At 57.6% G+C, this 22,191-nt stretch carries 21 protein-coding genes and 1 pseudogene; 1 reads left to right on the top strand and 21 read right to left on the bottom strand.

Annotated elements, in window-relative coordinates:
- The 11 genes and pseudogenes from QZ517_RS13920 to QZ517_RS13870 form a co-directional block, all read right to left on the bottom strand.
- Positions 1 to 539, bottom strand: a pseudogene (locus QZ517_RS13920) (cell division protein FtsZ); the annotation flags it as partial.
- A 358-nt stretch (positions 540 to 897) separates the two neighbouring features.
- Positions 898 to 2,232 carry a cell division protein FtsA gene (ftsA, locus tag QZ517_RS13915; RefSeq protein WP_294227912.1) on the bottom strand — a complete coding sequence of 445 codons (1,335 nt, stop codon included), beginning with the start codon at positions 2,230 to 2,232 and terminating at the stop codon, positions 898 to 900.
- Positions 2,229 to 3,107 (bottom strand): cell division protein FtsQ/DivIB, encoded by an 879-nt coding sequence (locus QZ517_RS13910; RefSeq protein ID WP_294227910.1) that lies wholly within the window; start codon positions 3,105 to 3,107, stop codon positions 2,229 to 2,231. The genes ftsA and QZ517_RS13910 overlap by 4 nt, the downstream gene beginning before the upstream one ends.
- Positions 3,095 to 4,015, bottom strand: coding sequence for a D-alanine--D-alanine ligase (locus QZ517_RS13905; protein WP_294227909.1), 921 nt, complete (start codon positions 4,013 to 4,015; stop codon positions 3,095 to 3,097). The genes QZ517_RS13910 and QZ517_RS13905 overlap by 13 nt, the downstream gene beginning before the upstream one ends.
- A gap of 240 nt (positions 4,016 to 4,255) precedes the next feature.
- Complete coding sequence (gene murB, locus QZ517_RS13900) at positions 4,256 to 5,182, bottom strand: UDP-N-acetylmuramate dehydrogenase (RefSeq protein WP_294227907.1); 927 nt, start codon at positions 5,180 to 5,182, stop codon at positions 4,256 to 4,258.
- Between the two features lie 77 nt (positions 5,183 to 5,259).
- Positions 5,260 to 5,574 (bottom strand): hypothetical protein, encoded by a 315-nt coding sequence (locus QZ517_RS13895; protein ID WP_294227905.1) that lies wholly within the window; start codon positions 5,572 to 5,574, stop codon positions 5,260 to 5,262.
- A complete protein-coding gene (locus QZ517_RS13890) occupies positions 5,564 to 5,830 on the bottom strand; it encodes a DUF2484 family protein (RefSeq protein ID WP_283426099.1) in 267 nt (88 codons plus the stop codon). Before QZ517_RS13890 ends, QZ517_RS13895 begins: the two co-directional genes overlap by 11 nt.
- Entirely contained in the window at positions 5,827 to 6,096 is a 270-nt protein-coding gene (locus QZ517_RS13885; protein WP_294227902.1) for a DUF2484 family protein, read from the bottom strand. The genes QZ517_RS13890 and QZ517_RS13885 overlap by 4 nt, the downstream gene beginning before the upstream one ends.
- Positions 6,097 to 6,159: 63 nt before the next feature.
- Complete coding sequence (murC, locus tag QZ517_RS13880; RefSeq protein WP_294227900.1) at positions 6,160 to 7,566, bottom strand: UDP-N-acetylmuramate--L-alanine ligase; 1,407 nt, start codon at positions 7,564 to 7,566, stop codon at positions 6,160 to 6,162.
- Position 7,567: 1 nt separating this feature from the next.
- Entirely contained in the window at positions 7,568 to 8,665 is a 1,098-nt protein-coding gene (murG, locus tag QZ517_RS13875) for an undecaprenyldiphospho-muramoylpentapeptide beta-N-acetylglucosaminyltransferase (RefSeq protein ID WP_294227899.1), read from the bottom strand.
- Positions 8,666 to 8,677: 12 nt separating this feature from the next.
- On the bottom strand, positions 8,678 to 9,844 hold the full coding sequence (locus QZ517_RS13870) for a putative peptidoglycan glycosyltransferase FtsW (RefSeq protein ID WP_294227897.1): 1,167 nt from the start codon (positions 9,842 to 9,844) through the stop codon (positions 8,678 to 8,680).
- A gap of 184 nt (positions 9,845 to 10,028) precedes the next feature.
- On the opposite strand from QZ517_RS13870, the gene QZ517_RS13865 reads away from it, so the two are divergent.
- Complete coding sequence (locus QZ517_RS13865) at positions 10,029 to 11,216, top strand: NAD(P)/FAD-dependent oxidoreductase (protein ID WP_294227896.1); 1,188 nt, start codon at positions 10,029 to 10,031, stop codon at positions 11,214 to 11,216.
- Positions 11,217 to 11,229: 13 nt separating this feature from the next.
- Here the strand turns inward: QZ517_RS13865 and QZ517_RS13860 are convergent, their stop codons facing one another.
- From QZ517_RS13860 to mraZ, 10 genes are all read right to left on the bottom strand, one after another.
- Positions 11,230 to 11,547, bottom strand: coding sequence for an HPF/RaiA family ribosome-associated protein (locus tag QZ517_RS13860; protein ID WP_294227892.1), 318 nt, complete (start codon positions 11,545 to 11,547; stop codon positions 11,230 to 11,232).
- Between the two features lie 160 nt (positions 11,548 to 11,707).
- Positions 11,708 to 13,108: a UDP-N-acetylmuramoyl-L-alanine--D-glutamate ligase gene (murD, locus tag QZ517_RS13855; protein WP_294227890.1), complete on the bottom strand. Its 1,401-nt coding sequence runs from the start codon at positions 13,106 to 13,108 to the stop codon at positions 11,708 to 11,710.
- A gap of 64 nt (positions 13,109 to 13,172) precedes the next feature.
- A complete protein-coding gene (locus tag QZ517_RS13850; RefSeq protein ID WP_294227888.1) occupies positions 13,173 to 14,231 on the bottom strand; it encodes a hypothetical protein in 1,059 nt (352 codons plus the stop codon).
- Between the two features lie 32 nt (positions 14,232 to 14,263).
- Positions 14,264 to 15,346 carry a phospho-N-acetylmuramoyl-pentapeptide-transferase gene (gene mraY, locus QZ517_RS13845; RefSeq protein WP_294227886.1) on the bottom strand — a complete coding sequence of 361 codons (1,083 nt, stop codon included), beginning with the start codon at positions 15,344 to 15,346 and terminating at the stop codon, positions 14,264 to 14,266.
- The gene (murF, locus tag QZ517_RS13840) at positions 15,346 to 16,788 is read right to left on the bottom strand and encodes a UDP-N-acetylmuramoyl-tripeptide--D-alanyl-D-alanine ligase (RefSeq protein WP_294227884.1); all 1,443 of its coding nucleotides are present in this window, start codon (positions 16,786 to 16,788) and stop codon (positions 15,346 to 15,348) included. Before murF ends, mraY begins: the two co-directional genes overlap by 1 nt.
- Positions 16,785 to 18,266, bottom strand: coding sequence for a UDP-N-acetylmuramoyl-L-alanyl-D-glutamate--2,6-diaminopimelate ligase (locus tag QZ517_RS13835; protein ID WP_294227882.1), 1,482 nt, complete (start codon positions 18,264 to 18,266; stop codon positions 16,785 to 16,787). The genes murF and QZ517_RS13835 overlap by 4 nt, the downstream gene beginning before the upstream one ends.
- A gap of 21 nt (positions 18,267 to 18,287) precedes the next feature.
- On the bottom strand, positions 18,288 to 20,072 hold the full coding sequence (locus QZ517_RS13830; RefSeq protein ID WP_294227880.1) for a penicillin-binding protein 2: 1,785 nt from the start codon (positions 20,070 to 20,072) through the stop codon (positions 18,288 to 18,290).
- A complete protein-coding gene (locus QZ517_RS13825) occupies positions 20,069 to 20,416 on the bottom strand; it encodes a cell division protein FtsL (protein WP_294227878.1) in 348 nt (115 codons plus the stop codon). Before QZ517_RS13825 ends, QZ517_RS13830 begins: the two co-directional genes overlap by 4 nt.
- Positions 20,416 to 21,408 (bottom strand): 16S rRNA (cytosine(1402)-N(4))-methyltransferase RsmH, encoded by a 993-nt coding sequence (gene rsmH, locus QZ517_RS13820; protein ID WP_294227876.1) that lies wholly within the window; start codon positions 21,406 to 21,408, stop codon positions 20,416 to 20,418. Before rsmH ends, QZ517_RS13825 begins: the two co-directional genes overlap by 1 nt.
- 2 nt (positions 21,409 to 21,410) lie before the next feature.
- The gene (gene mraZ / locus QZ517_RS13815) at positions 21,411 to 21,902 is read right to left on the bottom strand and encodes a division/cell wall cluster transcriptional repressor MraZ (RefSeq protein WP_294227915.1); all 492 of its coding nucleotides are present in this window, start codon (positions 21,900 to 21,902) and stop codon (positions 21,411 to 21,413) included.
- Positions 21,903 to 22,191: the final 289 nt, after the last annotated feature.

Genomic DNA, 22,191 nt, shown 5'->3' with positions numbered 1-22,191 from the left:
GTCTTTTCATTGGCCAAACGGAACAGGTTCTGGTTTGGAATGATGATCAGCGTGTCGACCATCTTCTGCAGTTGTTCCACGCCCTCCTCAGCCTGGCGCATACGTTTCGCGCCTTCGAACTGGAATGGTTTGGTCACAACACCCACGGTCAGAACACCCAGTTCACGCGCTGCCTGCGCAATGATTGGGGCCGCACCTGTTCCGGTGCCTCCACCCATACCCGCGGTGATAAAGCACATGTGTGCGCCAGCAAGGTGATCCACGATCTGCTCGATGCTTTCTTCGGCAGCGGCAGCACCCACGGTTGCGCGCGCCCCAGCGCCCAGACCTTCGGTGACCTTCACGCCCAATTGCACGCGGCTGTCAGATTTGCTCTGCTGAAGCGCTTGCGCGTCGGTGTTCGCAACCACGAACTCCACGCCTTCAAGCTCTTTGTCGATCATGTTGTTGACCGCGTTGCCGCCTGCTCCGCCAACACCAAATACGGTGATGCGGGGCTTCAGATCACCCTCGTCGGGCATCGTCAGATTCAATGTCATAGAACTGTCCGCCTGTTGTTTACCCGCCACAGCGGGCTATTTTCTGCCTACTCAGCTCCATTATTAAACAGGGTTTGCAGAATCGTCATCCCAAAAAGCGCATTTCGCCACAAAATATGGGGTAAAAATGTAAAAACTAGCGGCATCTTGCCGAAACCGCCATATTTTGCGGGGCAAGACAAGTGTCACACAACACTACACAACCACCCAGGGCACAATTGCACCACAGGAGTTTGCTATATTCATGTTTGGAGACCACTGCTCGGCGCTCCGGACCCGCGTATTGATCGCGGTTATCCAGAACTTAACCAAGGCTTAATCAGAGGTCACCCCCAAAAACGCGACTGCGCCCCCTTTCTCACCAATTCTCTTTGAACCACCGAACCGCTTTGCCAAAAGGCCGCGTATTGTAGCGATCCACCGGCAGATCGAAGTCCCACCATTCGTCCTGCGGATGTGTTGCGAACAGGCACATGCCCACAGTTGCGGCAAAGCCCGGCCCAGTGGCCGCTTGCGGCAAACCATGCACGCGCATCGGGCGACCAAGGCGGACCTGTTGGCCCAAAATCTTGGAAGCCAGCCCATCCAGTCCTGGAATTTGGCTGCCGCCCCCGGTCAGCACAATCTGCTGGCTTGGCAAGTGTTCAAATCCAGCCGCATCCAGACGCGCACGCACCTCTTCAAGAATTTCTTCAACCCGCGGACGCATAATCCCGATCAGCTCAGCACGGCTCACGGTGCGCCGGTCATGCTCCCAGTCACCGGTATCTCCTGCGAGTTCAATCATGTCGCGGTCGTCCATGCCAGTGGCCACAACGCCACCATAGAACGTTTTGATGCGCTCAGCTGTGGAGGTTGGCACCTGTAGCCCCATGGAGATGTCGCCGGTGACGTGGTCGCCGCCCATGCGTACCGTGTCCGCAAAAATCATGTGTTTCTTCATGAAGATCGACAAGCTGGTGGCACCGCCCCCCATGTCAATACAGGCCGCGCCCAATTCTTGCTCGTCTTCCACCAACGCAGACATGCCCGACACGTAAGCCGAAGAGGCAATGCCCGCGAGTTCCAGATCACAGCGGCGGATACAATGCACGAGGTTCTGTACCGCCGCCTTATCCACCGTCAGAAGATGTAAATCTGTTGTCAGCGTCTGGCCCACTTGCCCACGCGGGTCACCTAGACCGGAGCGATGATCCAGCGCAAAATTCACAGGTTGCGCGTGCAGCACTTCGCGGTCCGCGCCGTAGTCCGGCACATCACAGGCCGCCAGCACACGGGCAACATCCTGATCGTCAACCGTGTGGCCCTCCAGATCAATCTGACCATCCAAACCATAAGAACGCGGCTCCGCACCGGAGAAACAGGCAATCACGTGATCGACACGGATCTTCGCCATCTTCTGCGCCGCTTGCACCACCGTGCGAATGGCACGTTCGGTTTCTTGCATGGTGTCAATTTCGCCAAACTTCACACCACGGGACATGATGGTATTGGCGCCGATCACCCGGTAACCGGATTGGCCTGCCATCGAGCCAATGCCTTCGACACTGGCCAAACGGTCGGTGCCGTCAAAGCGCAACACCAGACAGGCGATCTTGGAGGTCCCCACATCCAACACCGCAATCACACCACGCTGCATTGCTGCTTTGCGCATTGCACGCATAGCGCGCTGGCTCTGGTAAAGCTCTGTCATTGTCCCACTGTCCCTGTCGTCATCTGGCTTGCTTGCCACCAGGCGTCTACGGCCTGTTCTGTTAGTTGTACCGTCGGCCGGTGCGCCAGGCGCATATCGACCACTTTTACATCTCGCTCCAAAAGCTCTTCAGCGTTGTTGAGCGCGACCACACGGTCCAGCGCCTCAACCGCTCCCTGCTCTGGCAATTTGATCCGCTGCCCACGATCCAACACCAAGTCCCAGCGCCGCTCGCCAACACGGACAAGCCCAATCACCCGTGAAGCCAATGGGGCTGCGGCGGAGAACAGGCGCAGCGCTTCTGGCACATGCAGCTCAGCCCCTTCGCCTGCAATCAGCGGCATACGTGGATGCGCGACACGCGAAATGGCGGGACCGGTTACATGGCCTTCAGGATCAACAAGGGTCAGCCCCTCGTGCGTGCGCCACACCACAACCGGCGTGCGTTCGGCAATGTTGAGCTGCAAAATACCGCCAGGTCGTACACGTACTGCCACGCTGGCAATCGCAGGCAATTCTTCAACCCGTTCACGGATCGCTGGCAAATCAAGATCAAACGAACTGGTCGGGAAGCTTAAGGACAGGATCTCGCGAATGTCCTCTGACGTGCCCTGTGAGGCCCCATCCACGGTCATGGCCGACACCATAAATTCCGGGCGGGTCGCAATCTCCCGACGCAGATCACTCACTGCCAGATTCAGGCTTTCGCGCCGATCTTCATCTGAGAACCAGATCGCCGTGCTGCCTGCCACAACGGCAAACGGCACCACCACCCGCAGAAACAGACGGAACAGCGGTGTCAGCATCAGCCGCTCGAAACGATACCCCCAACGTGAGGGCGCATTATCGCGGCGGCTCCTCGTCAGCGATCGCATGAGGCGTCCTCCACCATCCAGACACAGAAGTCAGAGAACGAAATGTCATAATGCGCGGCCTGCTCCGGGCTGAGCGAAGTTGGCGTCATACCCGGCTGGGTGTTCACTTCCAGAATGATCAACCCGTCGAGCCCGCGGCTTTCATCCCAGCGAAAATCGGTGCGAGAGACACCGCGGCAGCCAAGCGCGTCATGCGCACGTACAGCGTAGTCCAAACAAACGTCGGTTATCTCTTGGGGAATATTGGCAGGCATCTCGTGACGCGAGCCGCCCTCAGCGTATTTGGCCTCATAATCATACCAGCCATCGGTGATGATATCAGTCACACCAAGTGCCCGATCACCCATCACGGTGGTTGTCATCTCGCGGCCTGGCGCAAAGGTTTCAACCATCACCTCATCCGGCATGGTCTCCGCCAGTTGCGGCGGTGTGTTGGCACCCTCGTTGACAATATAGATGCCAACAGAGCTGCCTTCATTATTGGGTTTCACCACATAAGGCGGCGCCATCACATGGCGCTCAGAGACTTCTGCCTTGTTCGCAAGGACACTTTCCACAACAGGCAGGCCTGCCCGTTTGAACACATCTTTAGACCGCTGCTTGTCCATCGCCAATGCCGAAGCCAGCACACCAGAGTGCGTGTACGGAATCCGCAGCCATTCGAGCAGACCTTGCACACAGCCATCTTCGCCCCAGCGACCATGCAGAGCGTTGAACACAACATCCGGTTTGATCTCGTGCAAACGCGCAACCAGATCGGGGCCTGCATCGACCTCAACCACGTCCAATCCTGCGTCCCGAAGGGCAGCGGCGCATTCACGCCCTGACGACAGTGACACCTCTCGTTCTGCGGAGGGGCCGCCCATCAATACTGCCACCTTGGGGGTTGCCTGCTCTGACAGTCCCACTGTGCCTCAATGTCCCGGGCCATTTTTGGCCCTGTTCATATACAAGCCCTATTGGACTCATTTATCACAGCCACGTTGGACTGCTCTTTATATACATCAGGCACGGAATGCCTGCTCGGGGTGGGCACATGGCCCTGCGCTCAATTGGGTCTTGGACCCTGAAGTCGGGCTTTGCGCCCTTGTTTTATTAGTCTTCTCAGTTCTTGGTTAATGACCGTTTAACGGGTCCAAACTGAGGCATCAATCCGCCGCCGGTTCACCGACGCGCATGATTTCCCACTGTAGGTCTATTCCGCTGTTTTGGAAAACCCTTTTTCGGACTTCCTCACCAAGATTTTCCAAATCTGCGGCAGTTGCGTCACCGGTGTTGATCATGAAGTTTGAGTGCATCTCGCTCATCTGCGCGCCACCAACACGTGCACCACGCATGCCTGCGTCGTCAATCACCTTCCAGGCCTTCAGATCATGCACGTCATCCGCCTTCCCGGTAGAAGAAAACCCGGCCGGATTGCGGAACGTGCTGCCCGCACTGCGGTCTTTGGTGGGCTGCGATGCGTCACGTTTGGCCAGTTGATCTTCCATGCGCTGCGCCAGTTCCTCCGGATCACCAGAGGGACCTTCTAGGACTGCTTCCACAATCACCCATCCTTCGGGCAAATCGGTCTGACGGTATTGGAAGTTCAGTTCGTCCGACGTCAGGGTCACAACCTCGCCTGCCCGGGTGACCGCTGTGGCCTCGACAAACACATCCGCCGTGTAACTGCCATAACAACCCGCGTTCATACGCACCGCCCCACCAATGGCGCCGGGGATGGTCCGCAAGAAAGTCAGATCCACACCCGCCTGCGCCGCTTTGCGCGCCACATGTGCATCCAGCGCGGCCACGCCGGCCCGCACGCGATTGCCTTCAATCTCTATGTGGTTAAACCCGCGCCCCATCCGGATCACCACAGCCCGCAAGCCACCATCGCGCACAATCAAATTGGAGCCAACGCCCATTGGAAACACAGCGACATCCGCAGGCAACGCCTTCAAAAATGCTGCCAGATCGTCCACATCCGCAGGCTGAAACAGGTGGTCCGCCGGTCCCCCAACCCGCAGCCACGTCAATCCGGACAACTCTTTGTCTTCGGTCAGCTTTCCTCGCGGTATGGGCAATGTGGTCATGAGATGTCCTTGAAATCAAAAGGCCTGTTGCGCACCGATACCGAAGCGCTCCTTAGGCGGCAAGCGTTTCAGTGGGGCTACCGGCGGCTCCCGATCGCTTTGCCAATCATAAACAGCGCCCCCCCCAATGCCATGCTGCCTGAAACGCCAAAAAAGAGCCATGGGCGGTATCCCTGAAGGATGGTCAACTTTTCCTGAGAAGCGGGCGTCACAACCACGTTGAGCGTGACCTCCAGCGTCAACAGCACCACAACAAGACAGCCAATCAACAAGCTCGCTCGCATCATCAGATCGCGGCGCAGCTTATAACCGGTAATCAACCCATAGAGCGGAAGGATCATTGTCGCAAACCAGATCAGCGCGTTCAAGGCGAGGGTGAAATCAAGGATCACTTGGCGTCTCCATCCCTGTCACACGTTTGATCCAGCGCCACAGATACACCACCGGCCACCGCATGATCCACGCCCCCATACACAACAACACCAGCGCAAGCCAAATACTGTTCTGAATCGCGACGCCAATCAGTATCGGAATGCCAATCGCGATCATCCCATAGGCAAACTTCCAGTGATGGTCTTTGGATGGAAACATCGCCCGCAAATTGGCAACGATGAGCCAGACAAAAGCTGCTGTGATCGAAATGGTCATGCATCGCCCTCCGGCTCATGGTGCTCCGCAGGCAGACCAAGCGCTTTGCGGCCAAAATACAAAAGAGGACGCCGGAACATCGACACGAAGCCAAACAGGGCTGCCAATCCCAGCAAGGCGCCGTGCTCATAAAAGATCACACCAATCAGCACTGGCGCGGCGATCAGCAAGGCCACTCCCGGCACGTATTGCCTGCGCATCGGCAAAGCCGCCACCACGGCTGACGCCAACACCCAAAAGCAGGCAAGGATCAAAGAAAGGCTCACGTCACATATCCCGGCTAGGTCAGTCGCGCGCAGCCTACCGCGCGCGGCGCATTTGACAAGGACTTAGCCCAGATGGCCCGGCAAAGCATTGGCCCACGCGCTGATCGAGCCGGCGCCAAGGCACACAACAATGTCACCCGGCCTGGCTGTCTCTTTCAGAAGCGCCACAAGGTCCGCCTCTTCTGAGATTGCTTTCGCGTGCCGGTGCCCGTGGGCGACCAAACCCTTAATCAGATCATCCCGCCCCGCGCCCTCAATGGGCGCCTCTCCAGCCGCGAAGACATCGGCAATGCCAACCACATCTGCTTCGTTGAAGCAGGTGCAAAAGTCTTCGAACAGCGAGTGCAAACGTGAATACCGGTGCGGCTGATGCACGGCAATCACCCGTCCACCGCTGTCGCCCAACGCCTGACGCGCGGCTTTCAATACTGCGGCAATCTCCACCGGATGGTGGCCGTAATCGTCAATCACAGGCACTCCGCCCATAACTTCGCCAACTTTGGTGAAACGGCGGTTCACCCCGCCAAAGGCCGCAAGACCGGCGCGAATTTCGTCAAGCTTCATGCCCAGATGCCGCGAAATGGCCACAGCGGACAATGCGTTGGAGACGTTGTGATCCCCCGGCATCGGCAAGGTACAGCCCTCGATCACCACATCTTCCGCCTGCAACTGAACGTCAAAATGCGCGACACCAGCTTTGTATGTCAGGTTCACCGCCCGCACATCAGCTTGGGCATTAAAGCCAAATGTCACCACGCGTCGGTCAGTAATCTTGCCAACAAGCGTCTGCACATCCGGATCATCGGTACAGCACACCGCCAGACCATAGAACGGAATGTTGGACACAAAGTCATAGAAGCCTTTGTGCAGCGCCTCTTCGGTGCCCCAGTGCTCCATGTGCTCCGGGTCGATATTGGTCACAATTGCAATGGTCGCGGGCAGTCGGTTAAACGTGCCGTCGCTTTCATCAGCTTCCACAACCATCCACTCGCCTTCGCCAACACGCGCGTTGGAGCCATAGGCGTGGATGATGCCACCATTGATCACTGTCGGGTCAAATTTGCCATGATCCAGCAGCGCCGCCACCATGGTTGTTGTCGTGGTTTTGCCATGTGTGCCTGCCACGGCGATGTTGGACTTCAGACGCATCAGTTCCGCCAGCATCTCGGCCCGGCGCACGACAGGCAGGCCTTTCAGGCGCGCCTCGTCCAGCTCCGGATTGCCCGGTTTGATGGCTGAGGAAATCACCACCACTTCGGCATTTGCAAGGTTCTCGGCCCGCTGACCTTCAAAGATCTTCGCGCCCATACTTGCCAGTCGCTCAGTGATCTTGGTCGTTTTTAGATCAGAGCCCTGTACCGAGTATCCATGGTTCAGCAGCACCTCGGCAATGCCGGACATGCCGATACCGCCAATGCCCACAAAATGGATTGCGCCCACGTCACCGGGAAGTTTGGTTGCTGCGTTCATATTATTGGTCCTTCTTGGCCAGCTCTTCGACCAGCGCCACAAGGGTCTCGGTCGCGTCCGGCTTGCCCGCCGACAAAGCTGCAGTGGCCATCTGTGTGGCCCCGGCCGCATTGGACAGGATGGTTGTGATGTTTTCAGTCAATGTCTCTTGGGTCAGCAGGCTTTCCGGGATCACAATTGCGCCCCCTGCCTCTGCCACCCCACGCGCATTGGCGGTCTGATGGTCGCCCGCTGCCGCAGCAAAAGGCACCAGAATAGAAGGCCGTCCAATAATGCTGATGTCGGCCACAGAGCTTGCGCCGGAACGGGAAATCACCAGTTGCGCCTCGCTCATGCGCGACGGCACGTCTTGGAAGAACGGCTGCACGTCCGCAGAAATGCCTTGCTCTTCATAAAACGCCGTCACCCGCTCATGGTCTTCGCCGCGTGCCTGATGGCTCACCCGCAGGTTCTTCAAAATTTCAGGGGGCAGATGCGCAATCGCGCTTGGCACCACATCGCTCAAAATCCGTGCGCCTTGCGAGCCGCCAATCACCAGCAACGACATCGGATAATCGCCCGGCGCAATATAACCCGCCCCCGCGCGATCCATCACCGCTTTGCGCACTGGGTTGCCCACCGGCACGCCCTCAACACCTTCAGGAAGGTCGGTGGGCCATGTGCCACAGGCGACCGCGTCAACTTTTGGGGCAAACACCTGATTGACCCGCCCCAAAATGCCGTTCTGCTCATGGATCATGCGCGGCAGTTTCATCAACCACGCCGCGCCCATGGCCGGAATGGTCGGATAGCCACCAAAACCGACAACCACATCAGGCCGGTCTTTGCGCATCTTGGACATTGCGCCCAGCACGCCACCCAAAATCTTGAACGGCACCGCCAGTTTGGCCACCGCACCGCCGCGGGCAAACGTCGCCGAGTTCATTTCTTCGATCTCAACCGTATGCGGGAACCCACCGGTGTAGCGCGCACCACGCGCATCGGTGGAGAGCTTCACCCGCCAGCCTTTGCGCAGCATGACCTCAGCCAACGCCTGCGCAGGAAACATATGGCCACCGGTTCCTCCGGCAGCGATCACTAAGAGAGGCTGTTTGCTCATCGCACCCACCTGTTACCGGGTTTGACCCCGTAAAATATCACTGATTTCGCCCTGTGGACGCGAGCGGGTAAACGCCAAAATCATGCCAACTGCAATCCCCCCTGCAATCAGGGACGAGCCGCCGTAGCTGACAAATGGCAAAGTCATGCCTTTAGAAGGCAATAGCCGCACCGCTACCCCCATATTGACCAGCGCTTGTACGCCGAAGATCGCCACAAGACCGGTGCCGGCAAGGCGAATAAACGGGTCGCGCTCTCGCATGAGTCGGAAATACGAGCGCAAAACAATGGTTGCATAGAGGATCATGATCGCAAACACGAGGATCAGACCATACTCTTCTGCGGCCACGGAAATGATGAAATCCGTATGCGCATCGGGCAGCGACCATTTCACCTGCCCCTCGCCCACGCCAACCCCAAACAACCCACCTTCGCGGATCGCCTCGGTCGCGTAACCTATCTGGGTGGTCGGATCGACGGAGCGGTCCAGAAAGCCATCAATCCGACGGGCAAAGTGCTCAGAGTTGTTGTAGGCAAAATTGGCCACCGGAATGAGCGACAGGCAAATGCCACCAATCAGCAGCATCGGCGCGCCAGACACAAAATACATCACGCTCCAGCCAAACAGGATCAGGCAGGCTTGGCCAAAATCCGGCTGCATGGCGAGCATGAAGACAATGGTCATCATCAACAGGAACGACCAACGCCGCCCGGGCGGGCCATTGATCTCTTCATTGGCGGCCATCAACCAGGCCGCGACAACCACAAAACCGGGCTTGAGAAACTCGGAGGGTTGCAAGGAGGCAAACCCAAGCGAATACCACCGCGTTGCCCCTTTGCCAAAATCGGTGCCAAACACCGGCAACAGCGCCAATGCCACCATGGTCACGACAAAGCCCATCACCGCCAACCGGCGCACCAGCTGCGGTGACATCATCGAGGTCAGCACCATGGCCAGCAAAGCTGCACCGCCAAAAATCACTTGTTTCTGCACATAATGAAACGGCGCAAAGCCATTTTTGGCCGCCAAGGGCGGACTTGCCGCCATGCCCAGCATCAAGCCAATCAAAAACAACATGACAATGGACGCCATCGTCCATTTGTCCAAGGTCTGCCACCACTTGGGGAGCACGGGCTCACGCGCCTGCGAAGGCAACGCGCCATACACCATCTCTGTCATCGGGAACCGCCGATCTCTGCCTCAAAACGCCCGTTTTCCGGGTCTGAGTGAAACTCTAACACCCAAATCCTTTTAAGAAAAGTAAAGAGAACCCCCGGCGGCATATTCACGCCCAACCGTGTCGCCCATAACCACCGAACCTTCCCCCCTTGACGCAGGCCGCCGCTTCAGGCACCTCGCGATCATGACTTGGGACACCATAATATTAGGCGCAGGTGCTGCTGGCATGATGTGCGCAACGCAAACCGGCGGGCGCACGCTGGTGCTCGATCACGCCAAAGCGCCGGGTGAGAAAATTCGTATTTCTGGCGGCGGGCGCTGCAATTTCACCAATATGTACGCCGGTCCCGAAAACTTCCTGTCCGGCAATCCGCACTTCTGCAAATCCGCGCTCAGCCGCTATACGCAGTGGGACTTCCTCGACATGGTGGCGCGCCACGGCATTGCCTATCATGAGAAAACCCTCGGTCAGCTGTTCTGTGACAACAGTGCCAAAGACATCATCGCCATGCTGCGCACAGAGATGACACAGGCGGGTGCTGAACTCTGGCTGGAAACGCAGATCACTGCTGTGGAGCATGACGGGACACATTTCACCGTCACACTTGAAAAATCCGACCGCCGCGAAACTCTTTCCTGCGGCAACCTTGTGCTCGCCACAGGTGGCAAATCCATCCCCAAGATGGGCGCCACTGGACTTGCTTACGACATAGCGCGCCAATTTGACCTGAAAGTCACCGACACCCGTGCGGGCCTTGTGCCATTCACCTTCTCGGATGGCCGTTTCAAAGCCATCTCTGGCGTGGCGCATCCGGTCCGCGCCACTGCCAACGGCACCGCATTTGACGAGGCTATGCTGTTCACCCACCGCGGCCTCTCCGGTCCGGCAATGCTGCAAATCAGCTCCTACTGGCAAGAAAGCCAGCCGATCCACATCAACCTCTTCCCGGAAAGTGATCCGTTTGAGGAACTGAGAACACGCCGCCAAGCCCAGGGCCGCCGCAACCTCACCACCGAACTGGCCACGCTTTTACCGAGCCGTTTGGTCGAGCATTTGGCAGGCGAAATGGACCTCTCCGGCAATCTGGCGGATCAGTCCGACGTGGCTCTCCGCGCGCTGTGTGACGCATTAAAAAACTGGGACATGGTGCCCACCGGCACCGAAGGCTACCGCACCGCCGAAGTCACCCTGGGTGGCATCGATACCGACGGCTTGTCGTCCAAAACCATGGAAGCCAAATCCGTTCCCGGCCTCTATGTGATCGGCGAAGCTGCCGACGTCACAGGCTGGCTTGGCGGCTTCAACTTCCAATGGGCTTGGTCATCAGGATGGGCCGCTGGACAAGCGATTGCCAAGCGGCCCAAGATCTAATCTCTAAAACGTGTTAGTGGTGGTTGCCCGCCTTGCCAAACTCGCTTGTCAGCCGGGTGCGAAGCTTCTTCGCCGCGCCTTTCAGCGCCGCCTGAATATCCGCTGCCTCGTGGTGCGCAGACAATGGCCCTTTGCCACGTGGACGCGCCTCCATGGTGCACAAAATATGATCCGGCCCATGTTTGTCCGCGTTCTGATCTTTCAGATGCACTTCCACCCGTGTGAGACGCTCGCTCATGTGCTGCAGATCGTTGGAAACGGCCAGTTCAGCCACCTCGATCACACGCTCGTCACCATGAATGAAGTTGTCGGTATTCACCTGAATTTGCATCGTCAGATCCTTTCATCGTTACACTACAGACCTATGCGTGGCCGAGTGATTTACAAGGAGCAAGCTCTTCTTTTCCTTGCCTGAATTCAGGATAGCTAGGCTACTTTCCGCCCACTTTGATATCAGTCAAACCGCCTCAACAGAGACGTTGCCGCCGCCCTTAACTGAGCGCCTCCGCAACACAATTGGCAAAATCCTCGCCCCGTTTTTCAAAGCTGTTGTACTGATCAAAACTCGCGGCCGCAGGCGCAAGCAACACCGTATCACCCACCTCTGCTTCTGCTGCCGCCTTGGCCACAGCTGTCACCATATCGGTACAGATCTCCGCCTCAATGCCCTTGAGTTGCATGGCAAAACTCGCAGCTTCACGCCCAATCACATAAGCTTTCTTTACGCCTCCGGCACTCTCTGCCAGGTTGCCAAGCCCACCCTCTTTCTCCAAACCCCCACAAATCCAGCGGATGTTCTTGAAAGCCGACAGCGCGTTCTTGGCCGCATCAACATTGGTGGCCTTGCTGTCATTCACAAAGGTCACGCCATCTTTCTCAGCAATGATTTGACTGCGGTGAGGCAAGCCACCAAAGGAGGCAAACCCGGCCTCAATCACCCGAGGCGCCAACCCCAATGCGCGACACACGGCATAAGCGGCGCAGGCGTTTTGATGGTTGTGCGTGCCCGGCAGGCCTTTGATGGCGCGCAGGTCAATCGAGCCCGCCTGACGGCCCTTGCGATACTCACTCAAATACCCTTTGCGGGCAAAAACATTCCACCCCGCGCCGGTCAGCTTGCGCTCGGTTGAGACACGCATCACACGGTCATCTGCAGCGCCTTCTGAAAGCTGCCCCGCCAGATACTTGCCCTCTATCTCGTCCACGCCAATCACAGCGCGATCCGGCCCACCTTCGGCAAACAAGCGGCGCTTGGCGGCAAAATAGCCGCCCATACCCGCGTGACGATCCAAGTGATCCGGGCTCAGGTTGGTGAACACCGCAATGTCCGGCGTCAGGCTGCGTGCCAAGTCGGTTTGATAGCTCGACAGCTCCAACACCACCACGTCGCCGTCTTCCGCCGGGTCAATATCGAGCACCCCGCGACCAATATTGCCCGCAAGCTGTGTGCGCCGTCCCGCCTCGCTCAACACATGATGGATCAAGGCAGAGGTGGTGGATTTGCCGTTGGAGCCTGTCACCGCCACCACCTTGGGCATGGTTTCAAAACTGTCCCACTGCCGCGTGGCAAAAGAGCGGAAGAACAAACCGATGTCGTTGTCCACAGGAACACCTGCGTCCAAAGCGGCCGCAACCACGGGATTTGGCTCAGGATACAGATGCGGAATGCCCGGCGACACGATCAGGCTGGCAATGTCGTCAAACGCCCCCTGTCGGGAGAGATCACGACAGGTGAAACCTTCACCCTCCGCTGCTTCCCGCGCGGTTGGGTTGTCGTCCCAGCACACGGCTTCTGCGCCGCCTTCACGTAAGGCCCTAGCCGTGGCCAGCCCGGACCGGCCCAAACCCAAAACGGCCACCTTTGCGCCGTGAAATCCCTGCACTGGAATCATCTTTGATTTACCACCTTCAGTGTCACCAATTTCATCTAAGCCAGAACCGCCTCAAATACAGGTACTATTGTCTACTTTTTTCCAAATTGAGCCTGCGTCGCAACTGCGCGACCTCACGCTTTGCCACCTTCAACTCTTCAGCCACCTCGGAGAATGTTTGCGCAATCCCCTGTACTGAGTCAGAGGTGAAAAGGTCTTGCTGTGCCGGCGGTGGCCCCACCAAGTCGCGATCAGGAAACTCAATGCCCCATGTCTCTCGGAAATATCTGTAGGTTTCTTCGCAACGCTCACGCAACTGTGCGACGCTGGCGGCCTCCAACCGTAGTTTAGGCCCGCGAATATGTTGCAGTCGAGAGCCGTTCATAACACGGCTCGAATTGTCATTTTGGATGTCTGACAATGCATCAGCAATTAACAACCCTGCGCCGGAAAGTGATTGGTTTGCACTTACCGTGTCAATTCCACTACCTAATGCGGAAAGGCCTGTAGCACTCCAAAAGCTCTCCATTATGTCAGTTTTGCTCGGCAAATCCCCCGGAAACATCAGTAACTTGAGATTGTCAGAACCAAAAACCGCTCGATACGCTTCAATTATGTCAGGCGCCGGAGACACGGGCATGTTTTCCAACGGAGCATTCAGCCTCCTATCACCGCGCTTTATGCCGTGAAACAACCGACTGATCATCAACAAAAGCGGGTCACGAACATAAAAAATGACGTCTACACGCTTTGCAAATTCCAATAAATATTCCCGCAACGTGTGCAGCCCGCGTCTGTCTTGGTACAACTGCACCAGGTGTTCAGAACTCAATATCAAAAGCCGCGGCTTTGTTGCGCGGAACTCAGCCTCAAACAAACGCTGGCTCTCCAAGTTGCGCGCAATAACTTCAGCCCGAGTTATTTTGTGCTTTGTCACCTGACGAAGACGCATTGGATCGCTGGAGCACAGAGTTGCCAAGAACCGGTGATTGGCGGCCAAGGATGGATACAGCACCCCAGAGGACACCAATTGTGGCGCCGCGCGCCTAAGAGTTCGCTGAATTGTTGTACTGGCCGTTTTGGGCGGCCCTATATGGAGAATGCAACGGTCGGCTTTGTACTCTTCAAAATCACTAGAACCCATTTTACCAATCCAAAAACTATCTAAAAATCCCCTTATCGCAGTTTCAGCGTCGCCAGTCCAATCATTGCTAGGATCACCGCAATAATCCAGAATCGGATCACAATCTGCGGTTCGGACCAGCCCTTTTTCTCGTAGTGGTGATGGATCGGCGCCATCAGGAACACGCGTTTGCCGGTGCGTTTGAAATAGAGCACCTGAATGATGACGCTAAGCGCCTCCACCACAAACAGACCGCCAATGATGCCAAGAACCAGCTCATGTTTGGTGGATACCGCAATCGCGCCAATTGCGCCGCCCAGAGCTAGCGACCCTGTGTCGCCCATAAACACCGCAGCAGGCGGCGCGTTGTACCACAGGAAACCAAGTCCGCCGCCAATTAGCCCAGCCACAAAGATCAGGATCTCCCCGGTGCCCGGCACGTAATGCACATCCAGATATTGGGTAAAGTCGACCCGCCCCACCGCATAGGCAATCACACCCAGCGCACCGGCGGCAATCATCACCGGCATGATCGCCAGCCCATCTAGGCCATCAGTCAGGTTTACCGCATTGGCCGCGCCCACCACCACAAACATCGCAAACGGGATATAAGCCCAACTCAGGTTGATCAGCACTGCTTTGAAAACGGGCACCGCTAGCTGCAATTGCAGCGTCTCAGGCTGCAGATAGGTGGCCCAAACCCCGGCAACCCCCGCAATCAAGAAGCCCAACAGCAGTCGGATTTTTCCAGAAACCCCTTTGGTGTTTTGCTTGGAAACTTTGGCGTAATCGTCGGCAAACCCAATCAGCCCGTAGGCCAGCGTCACAAACAGCACCAACCAGACAAAGCCATTGTCCCACCGTGCCCAAAGCAAGGTGGAGGTCACCAGTGCGCCGACAATCAGCAGACCACCCATGGTTGGCGTGCCGGCTTTCACAAAGTGCCCCTCAGGACCATCATCACGAATGGGTTGGCCTTTGCCTTGCTTGCGACGCAGCACGTCAATCAACGGCCGCCCAAACAGGAAACCAAAGATCAGCGCTGTCATAAACGCGCCGCCAGCCCGGAAGGTGATGTAGCGAAACAGGTTGAAAAAATCACCGCCATCCGACAGCTCGGCCAGCCAATAAAACATTACACGTCCTCATTCTTGGATTGCGGGGCGGGATGACCCAGTTTGCGAATGGCGTCAACCACCTTGCCCAGTGCCATCGACAGGCTGCCTTTGATCATGACCACGTCGCCAGCATCCACAAGCCGGCGCACGTCCTTCACAATATCAGTGCTTGTTTCGGCCCACAGCCCCTGTTTTTCCTCGGGCAGCGCGTCGTGCAGACGCTGCATCATCGGTCCCACACAATGCACCACATCGATGTCACCCATCGCAGGATGACTGGCCATATCCGCGTGCATGGCACTCTCTTGCGGCCCCAACTCTTTCATATCACCAACAAAGGCAATCCGTCGTCCTTTGCCAATGCGGCCCACACCGTCCGTGGGTTGTGCCGCAGCCAACACCTCGAGTGCCGCGCCTAAGCTGGTCGGGTTGGCATTGTAAGCTTCGTCAATCAACTCGAGCGTGCGCTCAATTTCGACAGGGTCAAGGTAGATTGTCTCACGTGCGCCGCGCCCCACAAATGGCGTCCAGCGGCCCAATGCGGTTACGGATAGGGCCAAATCTGCCCCCAAAGCCTCCGCTGCAGCCAGCGCGCCCAACCCGTTCATCGCAAAATGCCGTCCTGCGCTTTGTACTTTAAACAGCGCAAAATCGCCGCCGTGGCTGGCCCGCGCCACAGTCACATTGCCTTTTAGTGAGACCGTCAACAGTTTCCAGTCTTGTGCCGTTTCACCGAAATCCTGAACCTCCGCCGACAGGCTTATTGCATGGCTGCGCAGGATTTCAGCGGTCTCGATATCTGCGTTCACAATCGCTACGCCACCGGTTTCCAACCCATCAAACACCGCCGCCTTTTCCTGCGCAATGCCCGCAACATTCTCAAAGGCCTCCAAATGCACCGCCGCCACGGTGGTGACCAGTGCCACATGTGGGCGCGCCAGTTTTGCCAGCGGGGAAATTTCGCCGGGGTGGTTCATGCCAATCTCGATCACCGCAAACTCGGTGTCCTGCGGCATCCGCGCCAGGGTCAGCGGCACACCCCAATGGTTGTTGTAACTCGCCACCGAAGCATGGGTCTTGCCCTGCCCGTCTAAAATGGCGCGCAGCATTTCTTTGGTGGAGGTCTTGCCCACGGATCCAGTCACAGCCAGAACACGCGCATTTGTGCGCGCTCGACCGGCACGCCCCAAGACCTCAAGCCCCTCAAGCACATCATCCACAATCAACAGCGGCGCATCGGCAGGCACGCCCTCTGGCACGCGGCTCACCAAAGCTGCCACCGCGCCTTTTTCAAGCGCTTGCGCAACAAACTCATGCCCGTCCCGTGCCGCAGAGAGCGCCACAAACAGGTCACCTTCTTCAATAGTGCGCGTGTCAATCGACACGCCTGTGCATTCCCAAGTGGTTGTGCTTTTGCCGCCGGTTGCTTTTGCAGCGGCCTCAGATGTCCACAGGCTCATGCGATCCCTCCGTCCAGAGCAGCCACAGCCACGCTGGCCTGTTCACAATCATCAAACGGCAACACATCTTCGCCCACAATTTGTCCGGTCTCATGGCCCTTGCCGGCAATCAACAATGTGTCCCCTGGTTGCAGCGCATCGACGGCAAGCAGGATGGCCTTGGCGCGGTCATCCACTTCGGTGGCCTCTGGCGCGCCGCCCATGACTGCGGCTCGGATGCTGGCCGGGTCTTCTGTGCGGGGATTGTCATCGGTGACAAACACCACATCGGCGTTTTCTGCCGCCGCCTGCCCCATCAACGGGCGCTTGGCCGCATCGCGATCTCCGCCCGCCCCAACGATCACAATCAAACGGCCCATCACATGTGGCCGCATGGCCTGCAGAGCCGTCGCCACAGCGTCAGGTGTATGCGCATAATCGACAAACACCGCCGCGCCGTTTGCCCGCGTCGCTGCCAGCTGCATCCGTCCTCGAACGCCTTTGAGTTCGTGTAAAACCTCAAACACCCGCTCCGGTTCTGCACCACAGGCAATCGCCAACCCAGCCGCCAGCAGCACATTTTCCGCCTGAAACCCGCCCAGCAGGTTTAGCCGCGTCTGATACGCTTTGCCCCGGAAGGTAAATCGCATGTCCTGACCCGTGGCGTCAAAACGCTGTCCCATCAGGGCAATATCCGCCTCAGCCTTGCCCACGGTGATCACACTTTGGCCACGGCCACCTGCAATCATTGCCATATCCAACCCACGTGGATCATCGACATTGATTACCGCAGTGCCCTCTTCGGGCAACACCCGATTGAACAACCCCGCTTTGGCGTTGAAGTATTCGTCAAACGTCGCATGATAATCGAGGTGGTCTTGCGTAAAATTGGTGAACCCTGCCGCCCGCAGCTGTACACCGTCCAACCGGCATTGCGCCAACCCGTGCGAACTGGCTTCCATGGCCGCAAAGCCAATCCCAGCCTCGGCCGCTGCCGCCAAAGTGCGGTGCAACGTGATCGGCTCGGGTGTTGTATGGTTGAGCGGGGCCGTGAAATCACCTTCCACGCCTGTGGTGCCAAGGTTCACCGCCTCAAGACCCATTTCCTGCCAAATCATGCGCAGGAAAGTTGCAACTGATGTCTTGCCATTGGTGCCGGTGACCGCCGCCATGATGCCTGGCTGCGCACCAAAATACAGCGCGGCTGTATAGGCCAGCGCCTGGCGTGGGTCTTCGGCAATCACCAGCGCCGCATCACTGGCGGCCAGCTCCTGCTCCGCAATCTTGGCGCCCGCCACATCGGTCAAAATCGCCGCCGCGCCCATGCGCAAAGCAAACTGAATGAACGTTCCGCCATGCACGCGCGTTCCGGGCAGCGCCGCAAAGAGAAAGCCATCTTTTACTTCGCGGCTGTCGACCGCCAATCCAGTGATCGCCGGATTTAGCCCACCCATGGCTGTCAGACCCAATTCCGAAAGCTGTTTTGTGTCTGCTGCCATCTGCGTGCGCCCTTATTTGGCTTAGTTTGATGTCAGCGTTATACCAGCCAAAGGCGCAGGCTCAACCTCGGGACGCAGCCCCAAGAGAGGCGCAACACGGGTGATCATTTCTGCCGCCACCGGGACCGCTGTCCAACCGGCTGTGCGACGTGGCTCATCGCCGGACGTTTCGACCGGTTCATCGAGGCTCAGGATCAAAACATATTTGGGATCATGCGCCGGGAACATGGCAGCAAAGGTGGCAATCACCTTATCCTCATAATACCCGCGTCCATTTTCCAAAGGCTTGTCCGCCGTGCCGGTTTTCCCGCCTACGGCGTATCCTGGCACCTCCCCAAAAGAGGCCGTGCCTTCACTCACCACTTTGCGCAACATCAACCGCGAGGCTTCAGCGCTGGCAACGGTCATGACGCGCGGCCCTTGGACCACGCTGTCCTGCTTCAGAATGGTGGGCACCACTTTGGTGCCGCCATTGGCAATGGCGGCGTAGCCTGCCGCCAAATGCAGCGGGCTTGCCGACATGCCATGGCCGTATGAAATTGTCATGGTGGACAGCTCGGACCAGTTCTTAGGCAACAGAGGTTGTGCACCGCTGGCCTCAACCAGTTCCACCGACGTTGGTTCAAAAAAGCCTAGCTGTTTCAAGAAATCTTGCTGCCGCGCCGCACCAATCACCTGCGCCATACGCGCGGTGCCAATGTTGGACGACTTCACAATCACCTTGGTCAGCGTCAACTGCGCGCCATAATTGCGGAAATCGCGGATTTTGAACTTGCCCCAGCGCAAGGGACCAGCGGTGTTTATCTTGGTCTCCGGGTTCGCCAATCCAAGCTCCATTGACTGCGCCGCCGTGAAAATCTTGAAGGTGGAGCCCAGCTCATAAAGCCCCTGCACCGCACGGTTAAACAGCGGACTGTCCGCCGCCTGCCCCTGCACCGGCGCGTTTGGACGGTTGTTGGGATCAAAGTCCGGCAAGCTCACCATAGAGACAATCTCGCCAGTGTGCGCATCCATCAACACAGAGCTTGCACCTTTGGCGTTCATCAGCTTCATGCCACCCCAAAGCACCCGCTCCGCAGCGGTTTGTACTGTAAGGTCAATCGATAGGGTCAGCGCTTTGTCGCCATTGGCCGGATCGCGCAGCGCGTCATCAAAGAATTTCTCGACACCCGCGACGCCAACAAGCTCGGCATCATGCACATCTTCTTCGCCAAACGACGCCCCGCCAAGAATATGCGCCGCAAGACGCCCATTGGGGTACAGACGCATCTCACGACGGCCAAACAACAATCCCGGCTCGCCAATGTCATGCACGGCCTGCTTTTGCTCCGGGGAGATTTTTTTCTTCACCCAGTAGAACTTACGCCCATCTGTGAACCTGTGTTCCAGCTTCGCGGCATCCAGATCAGGGAAAATTTCCGCCAATCTCTGCGCAGCCACGGCTGGGTCGATCATTTCATGCGGATGCGCATAAATAGAGTGGGTTTCCAGGTTGGTTGCCAGAATGCGCCCTTTGCGGTCCACAATATCGGCACGCTCCGCCTGAATGCGACTGCCGGCATAGCTGGTGCGCGGTTCAGTCGCTTCAGACGTGCTGACCACAGCCATACGTGCGCCAACCGTCAAAAACGCGCCAGCAAACAACACGCCCATGATCAGCAAACGTCCTTCGGCCCGCGCACGCCCCTTGTTGCGCATTTCTTCATGGCGCTCACGCACGTTGGCGCGCTCAATCTGGTCCGGGTTTTCTCCGGCATTACGGGCATGCAGGATCGATGCCAATGGGCGCAGCGGCTTGCGGATCATGGCTTGGCTTCTTCCGAGGAGACTTCCACAGCATTTTCAAAAGTGATTGGCGCGTCGTTGGATGGGAAAGCCACCTGTTCAATTCGGCCAAACTGATCCGGGCGCAGCGGCAAAAGCTGCATGTCGTTGTAGTTGATTTCTGTCAGATCGCGCAGCCGGTCAGGGCGATTGAGATATGCCCACTCCGCCTTCAACACAGCCAAGCGTGCCCGCGAGACGCCAATCTCACGCTGGAGCCGCTCAGTTTCCCCAATCATCGCCTGCGTGCGATAGTTCTCTTGATACGCCCAAACAGAGAGCCCAATTACCATCCCTGCGGCCAGGATGAACAACACCATCCGCATCACTTACGCCCTCCAAGTGAAGGCATACCAATCGCTTTTCCAGCGATTTCACCCGCCGCAGCTTCAGTGCGACGCGCCACGCGCAACTTGGCTGACCGTGCCCGCGGATTGACTTCCAATTCGTCAGGGTCTGGCCCCACAGCCTTACGTGTAATCAGCTCAAACGCAGGCGTTTCCTGCTCGGTTTCCGGCGCGTAGCGGTTCACATTGCCGGTCTTGCCCGCACGGCTCTGCATAAACCGCTTCACCATGCGATCTTCAACCGAGTGAAACGTCACCACAGCCAGCAGACCACCGGGTTTCAGCGCCCGCTCAGCGGCCATCAGGCCACGAAATAGCTCGCCATATTCATCATTCACCGCAATGCGCAGCCCTTGAAAGCTGCGCGTCGCCGGGTGACTTTGTCCAGGCTTGGACCGAGGCAAACAGCTTTCAACAATGCCCGCCAGACGCAGGGTGGTGGTGATGGGGTCAACAGCCCGCTCGCGCACAATTGCCTTGGCAATGCGTCGGCTCGCGCGCTCCTCACCATATTGGAACAGAATATTGGCAATCTCCGCTTCTTCCGCCTCGTTCACCAGATCCGCAGCTGACGGCCCATCCTGGCTCATGCGCATGTCCAGCGGGCCGTCTTTCATGAAGGAAAAGCCCCGCTCCGCCAAATCCAGCTGCATGGAGCTCACACCGAGGTCGAGCACCACACCGTCCAAATCCTGCGCATATTCATCCATTTTGGAAAACACACCGCCGACCAGTTCAATCTGATCGCCATAGTCCCCAACCCAAGGCGCAGCCATTTCAAACGCCAGTGGGTCACGATCTACACCGTAGACTTTGTCAGCGCCTGCCTCGATCAAACCACGGGTATATCCGCCCGCCCCAAAGGTGCCATCCAGCCACCGGCCAGACACCGGCGCCACTTCACGCAGCAACGGCGCAAGCAGGACAGGAATGTGAGGGCGTTTGGCGGCGGGTTCGTCTGACGTCGCCATGGTTAGAAATCCTCGTCGCCATCGAGATAAATCGAGGGATCAGCGTCCGGATCAAAATCGTCATCCGCTTCAAGCGCTTCTTCTTGGGTTGCGTCGTAAGTCTCTGGGTTCCAGATCTCAAACGTGTCGCCTTTGCCACCAAAGAAGGCCACCGTATCAAGCCCAACCTTGTCGCGCTGCTCTTTCGGCAACACCAAACGGCCGGTTTCATCCACCGACACTTCCAACGATTGGGTGAGGTATAATTTTGAAAGCGCCAAGCGCTTTTTGCTGCCACGGGGCATCTTCATGATGCGGGCCACCACATCATTCATCGCCTCAACCGTGAAACATTCCAGAAAGTCGCGGGTCTTGCCGCCATATACAATTACGAGATTGGGGTTTTCGCCACTTTTCCAGTCAGGGTCACCTGCTTCGAGCACACGGCGGAACTTGGCCGGAATCGACATCCGTCCTTTACCATCCACCTTGTTGCGGCTTTCGCCTCGAAACATCAGCGCCACTGCCTATGGCCCTCTCAACCTGCGCGCCGCCCAAAGCGCCCTTTTTAAAGTAAAACGGCGGATTGATCTGCTGCCACTGATCAATCCGCCGTCCTCGTCCCGCTGAGCGGGTAGTCCAGTTGCGCGTGCCACCTGGGGGGATGTTCTGCTCGCCCACGCACCGGATCTCTTATTTTCGATGAAAGCGGGTGCCTGTATGAAACCTGACTTGGGATCGGAGGTCTTAGTGCCTCTCTTTATGTCCCGTCCTCATCGTGTAACTAGGGATGCCATGGGAATT

Origin of the sequence: uncultured Shimia sp., from assembly GCF_913054185.1 — a bacterium.
In the GTDB taxonomy this organism is placed as follows: domain Bacteria; phylum Pseudomonadota; class Alphaproteobacteria; order Rhodobacterales; family Rhodobacteraceae; genus Shimia.
This window is presented reverse-complemented; position numbering and strand designations above follow the sequence as displayed.

Excerpts from the sequence above, each read along its gene's own strand:
- ftsA (WP_294227912.1), bottom strand. The coding sequence starts at position 2,232 with ATGACAGAGCTTTACCAGAGCCAGCGCGCTATGCGTGCAATGCGCAAA.
- QZ517_RS13910 (WP_294227910.1), bottom strand. The coding sequence starts at position 3,107 with ATGCGATCGCTGACGAGGAGCCGCCGCGATAATGCGCCCTCACGTTGG.
- murB (WP_294227907.1), bottom strand. The coding sequence starts at position 5,182 with ATGACCACATTGCCCATACCGCGAGGAAAGCTGACCGAAGACAAAGAG.
- QZ517_RS13890 (WP_283426099.1), bottom strand. The coding sequence starts at position 5,830 with ATGACCATTTCGATCACAGCAGCTTTTGTCTGGCTCATCGTTGCCAAT.
- murC (WP_294227900.1), bottom strand. The coding sequence starts at position 7,566 with ATGAACGCAGCAACCAAACTTCCCGGTGACGTGGGCGCAATCCATTTT.
- murG (WP_294227899.1), bottom strand. The coding sequence starts at position 8,665 with ATGAGCAAACAGCCTCTCTTAGTGATCGCTGCCGGAGGAACCGGTGGC.
- QZ517_RS13870 (WP_294227897.1), bottom strand. The coding sequence starts at position 9,844 with ATGACAGAGATGGTGTATGGCGCGTTGCCTTCGCAGGCGCGTGAGCCC.
- QZ517_RS13865 (WP_294227896.1), top strand. The coding sequence starts at position 10,029 with ATGACTTGGGACACCATAATATTAGGCGCAGGTGCTGCTGGCATGATG.
- QZ517_RS13860 (WP_294227892.1), bottom strand. The coding sequence starts at position 11,547 with ATGCAAATTCAGGTGAATACCGACAACTTCATTCATGGTGACGAGCGT.
- murD (WP_294227890.1), bottom strand. The coding sequence starts at position 13,108 with ATGATTCCAGTGCAGGGATTTCACGGCGCAAAGGTGGCCGTTTTGGGT.
- QZ517_RS13850 (WP_294227888.1), bottom strand. The coding sequence starts at position 14,231 with ATGGGTTCTAGTGATTTTGAAGAGTACAAAGCCGACCGTTGCATTCTC.
- mraY (WP_294227886.1), bottom strand. The coding sequence starts at position 15,346 with ATGTTTTATTGGCTGGCCGAGCTGTCGGATGGCGGTGATTTTTTCAAC.
- murF (WP_294227884.1), bottom strand. The coding sequence starts at position 16,788 with ATGAGCCTGTGGACATCTGAGGCCGCTGCAAAAGCAACCGGCGGCAAA.
- QZ517_RS13835 (WP_294227882.1), bottom strand. The coding sequence starts at position 18,266 with ATGGCAGCAGACACAAAACAGCTTTCGGAATTGGGTCTGACAGCCATG.
- QZ517_RS13830 (WP_294227880.1), bottom strand. The coding sequence starts at position 20,072 with ATGATCCGCAAGCCGCTGCGCCCATTGGCATCGATCCTGCATGCCCGT.
- QZ517_RS13825 (WP_294227878.1), bottom strand. The coding sequence starts at position 20,416 with ATGCGGATGGTGTTGTTCATCCTGGCCGCAGGGATGGTAATTGGGCTC.
- rsmH (WP_294227876.1), bottom strand. The coding sequence starts at position 21,408 with ATGGCGACGTCAGACGAACCCGCCGCCAAACGCCCTCACATTCCTGTC.
- mraZ (WP_294227915.1), bottom strand. The coding sequence starts at position 21,902 with ATGTTTCGAGGCGAAAGCCGCAACAAGGTGGATGGTAAAGGACGGATG.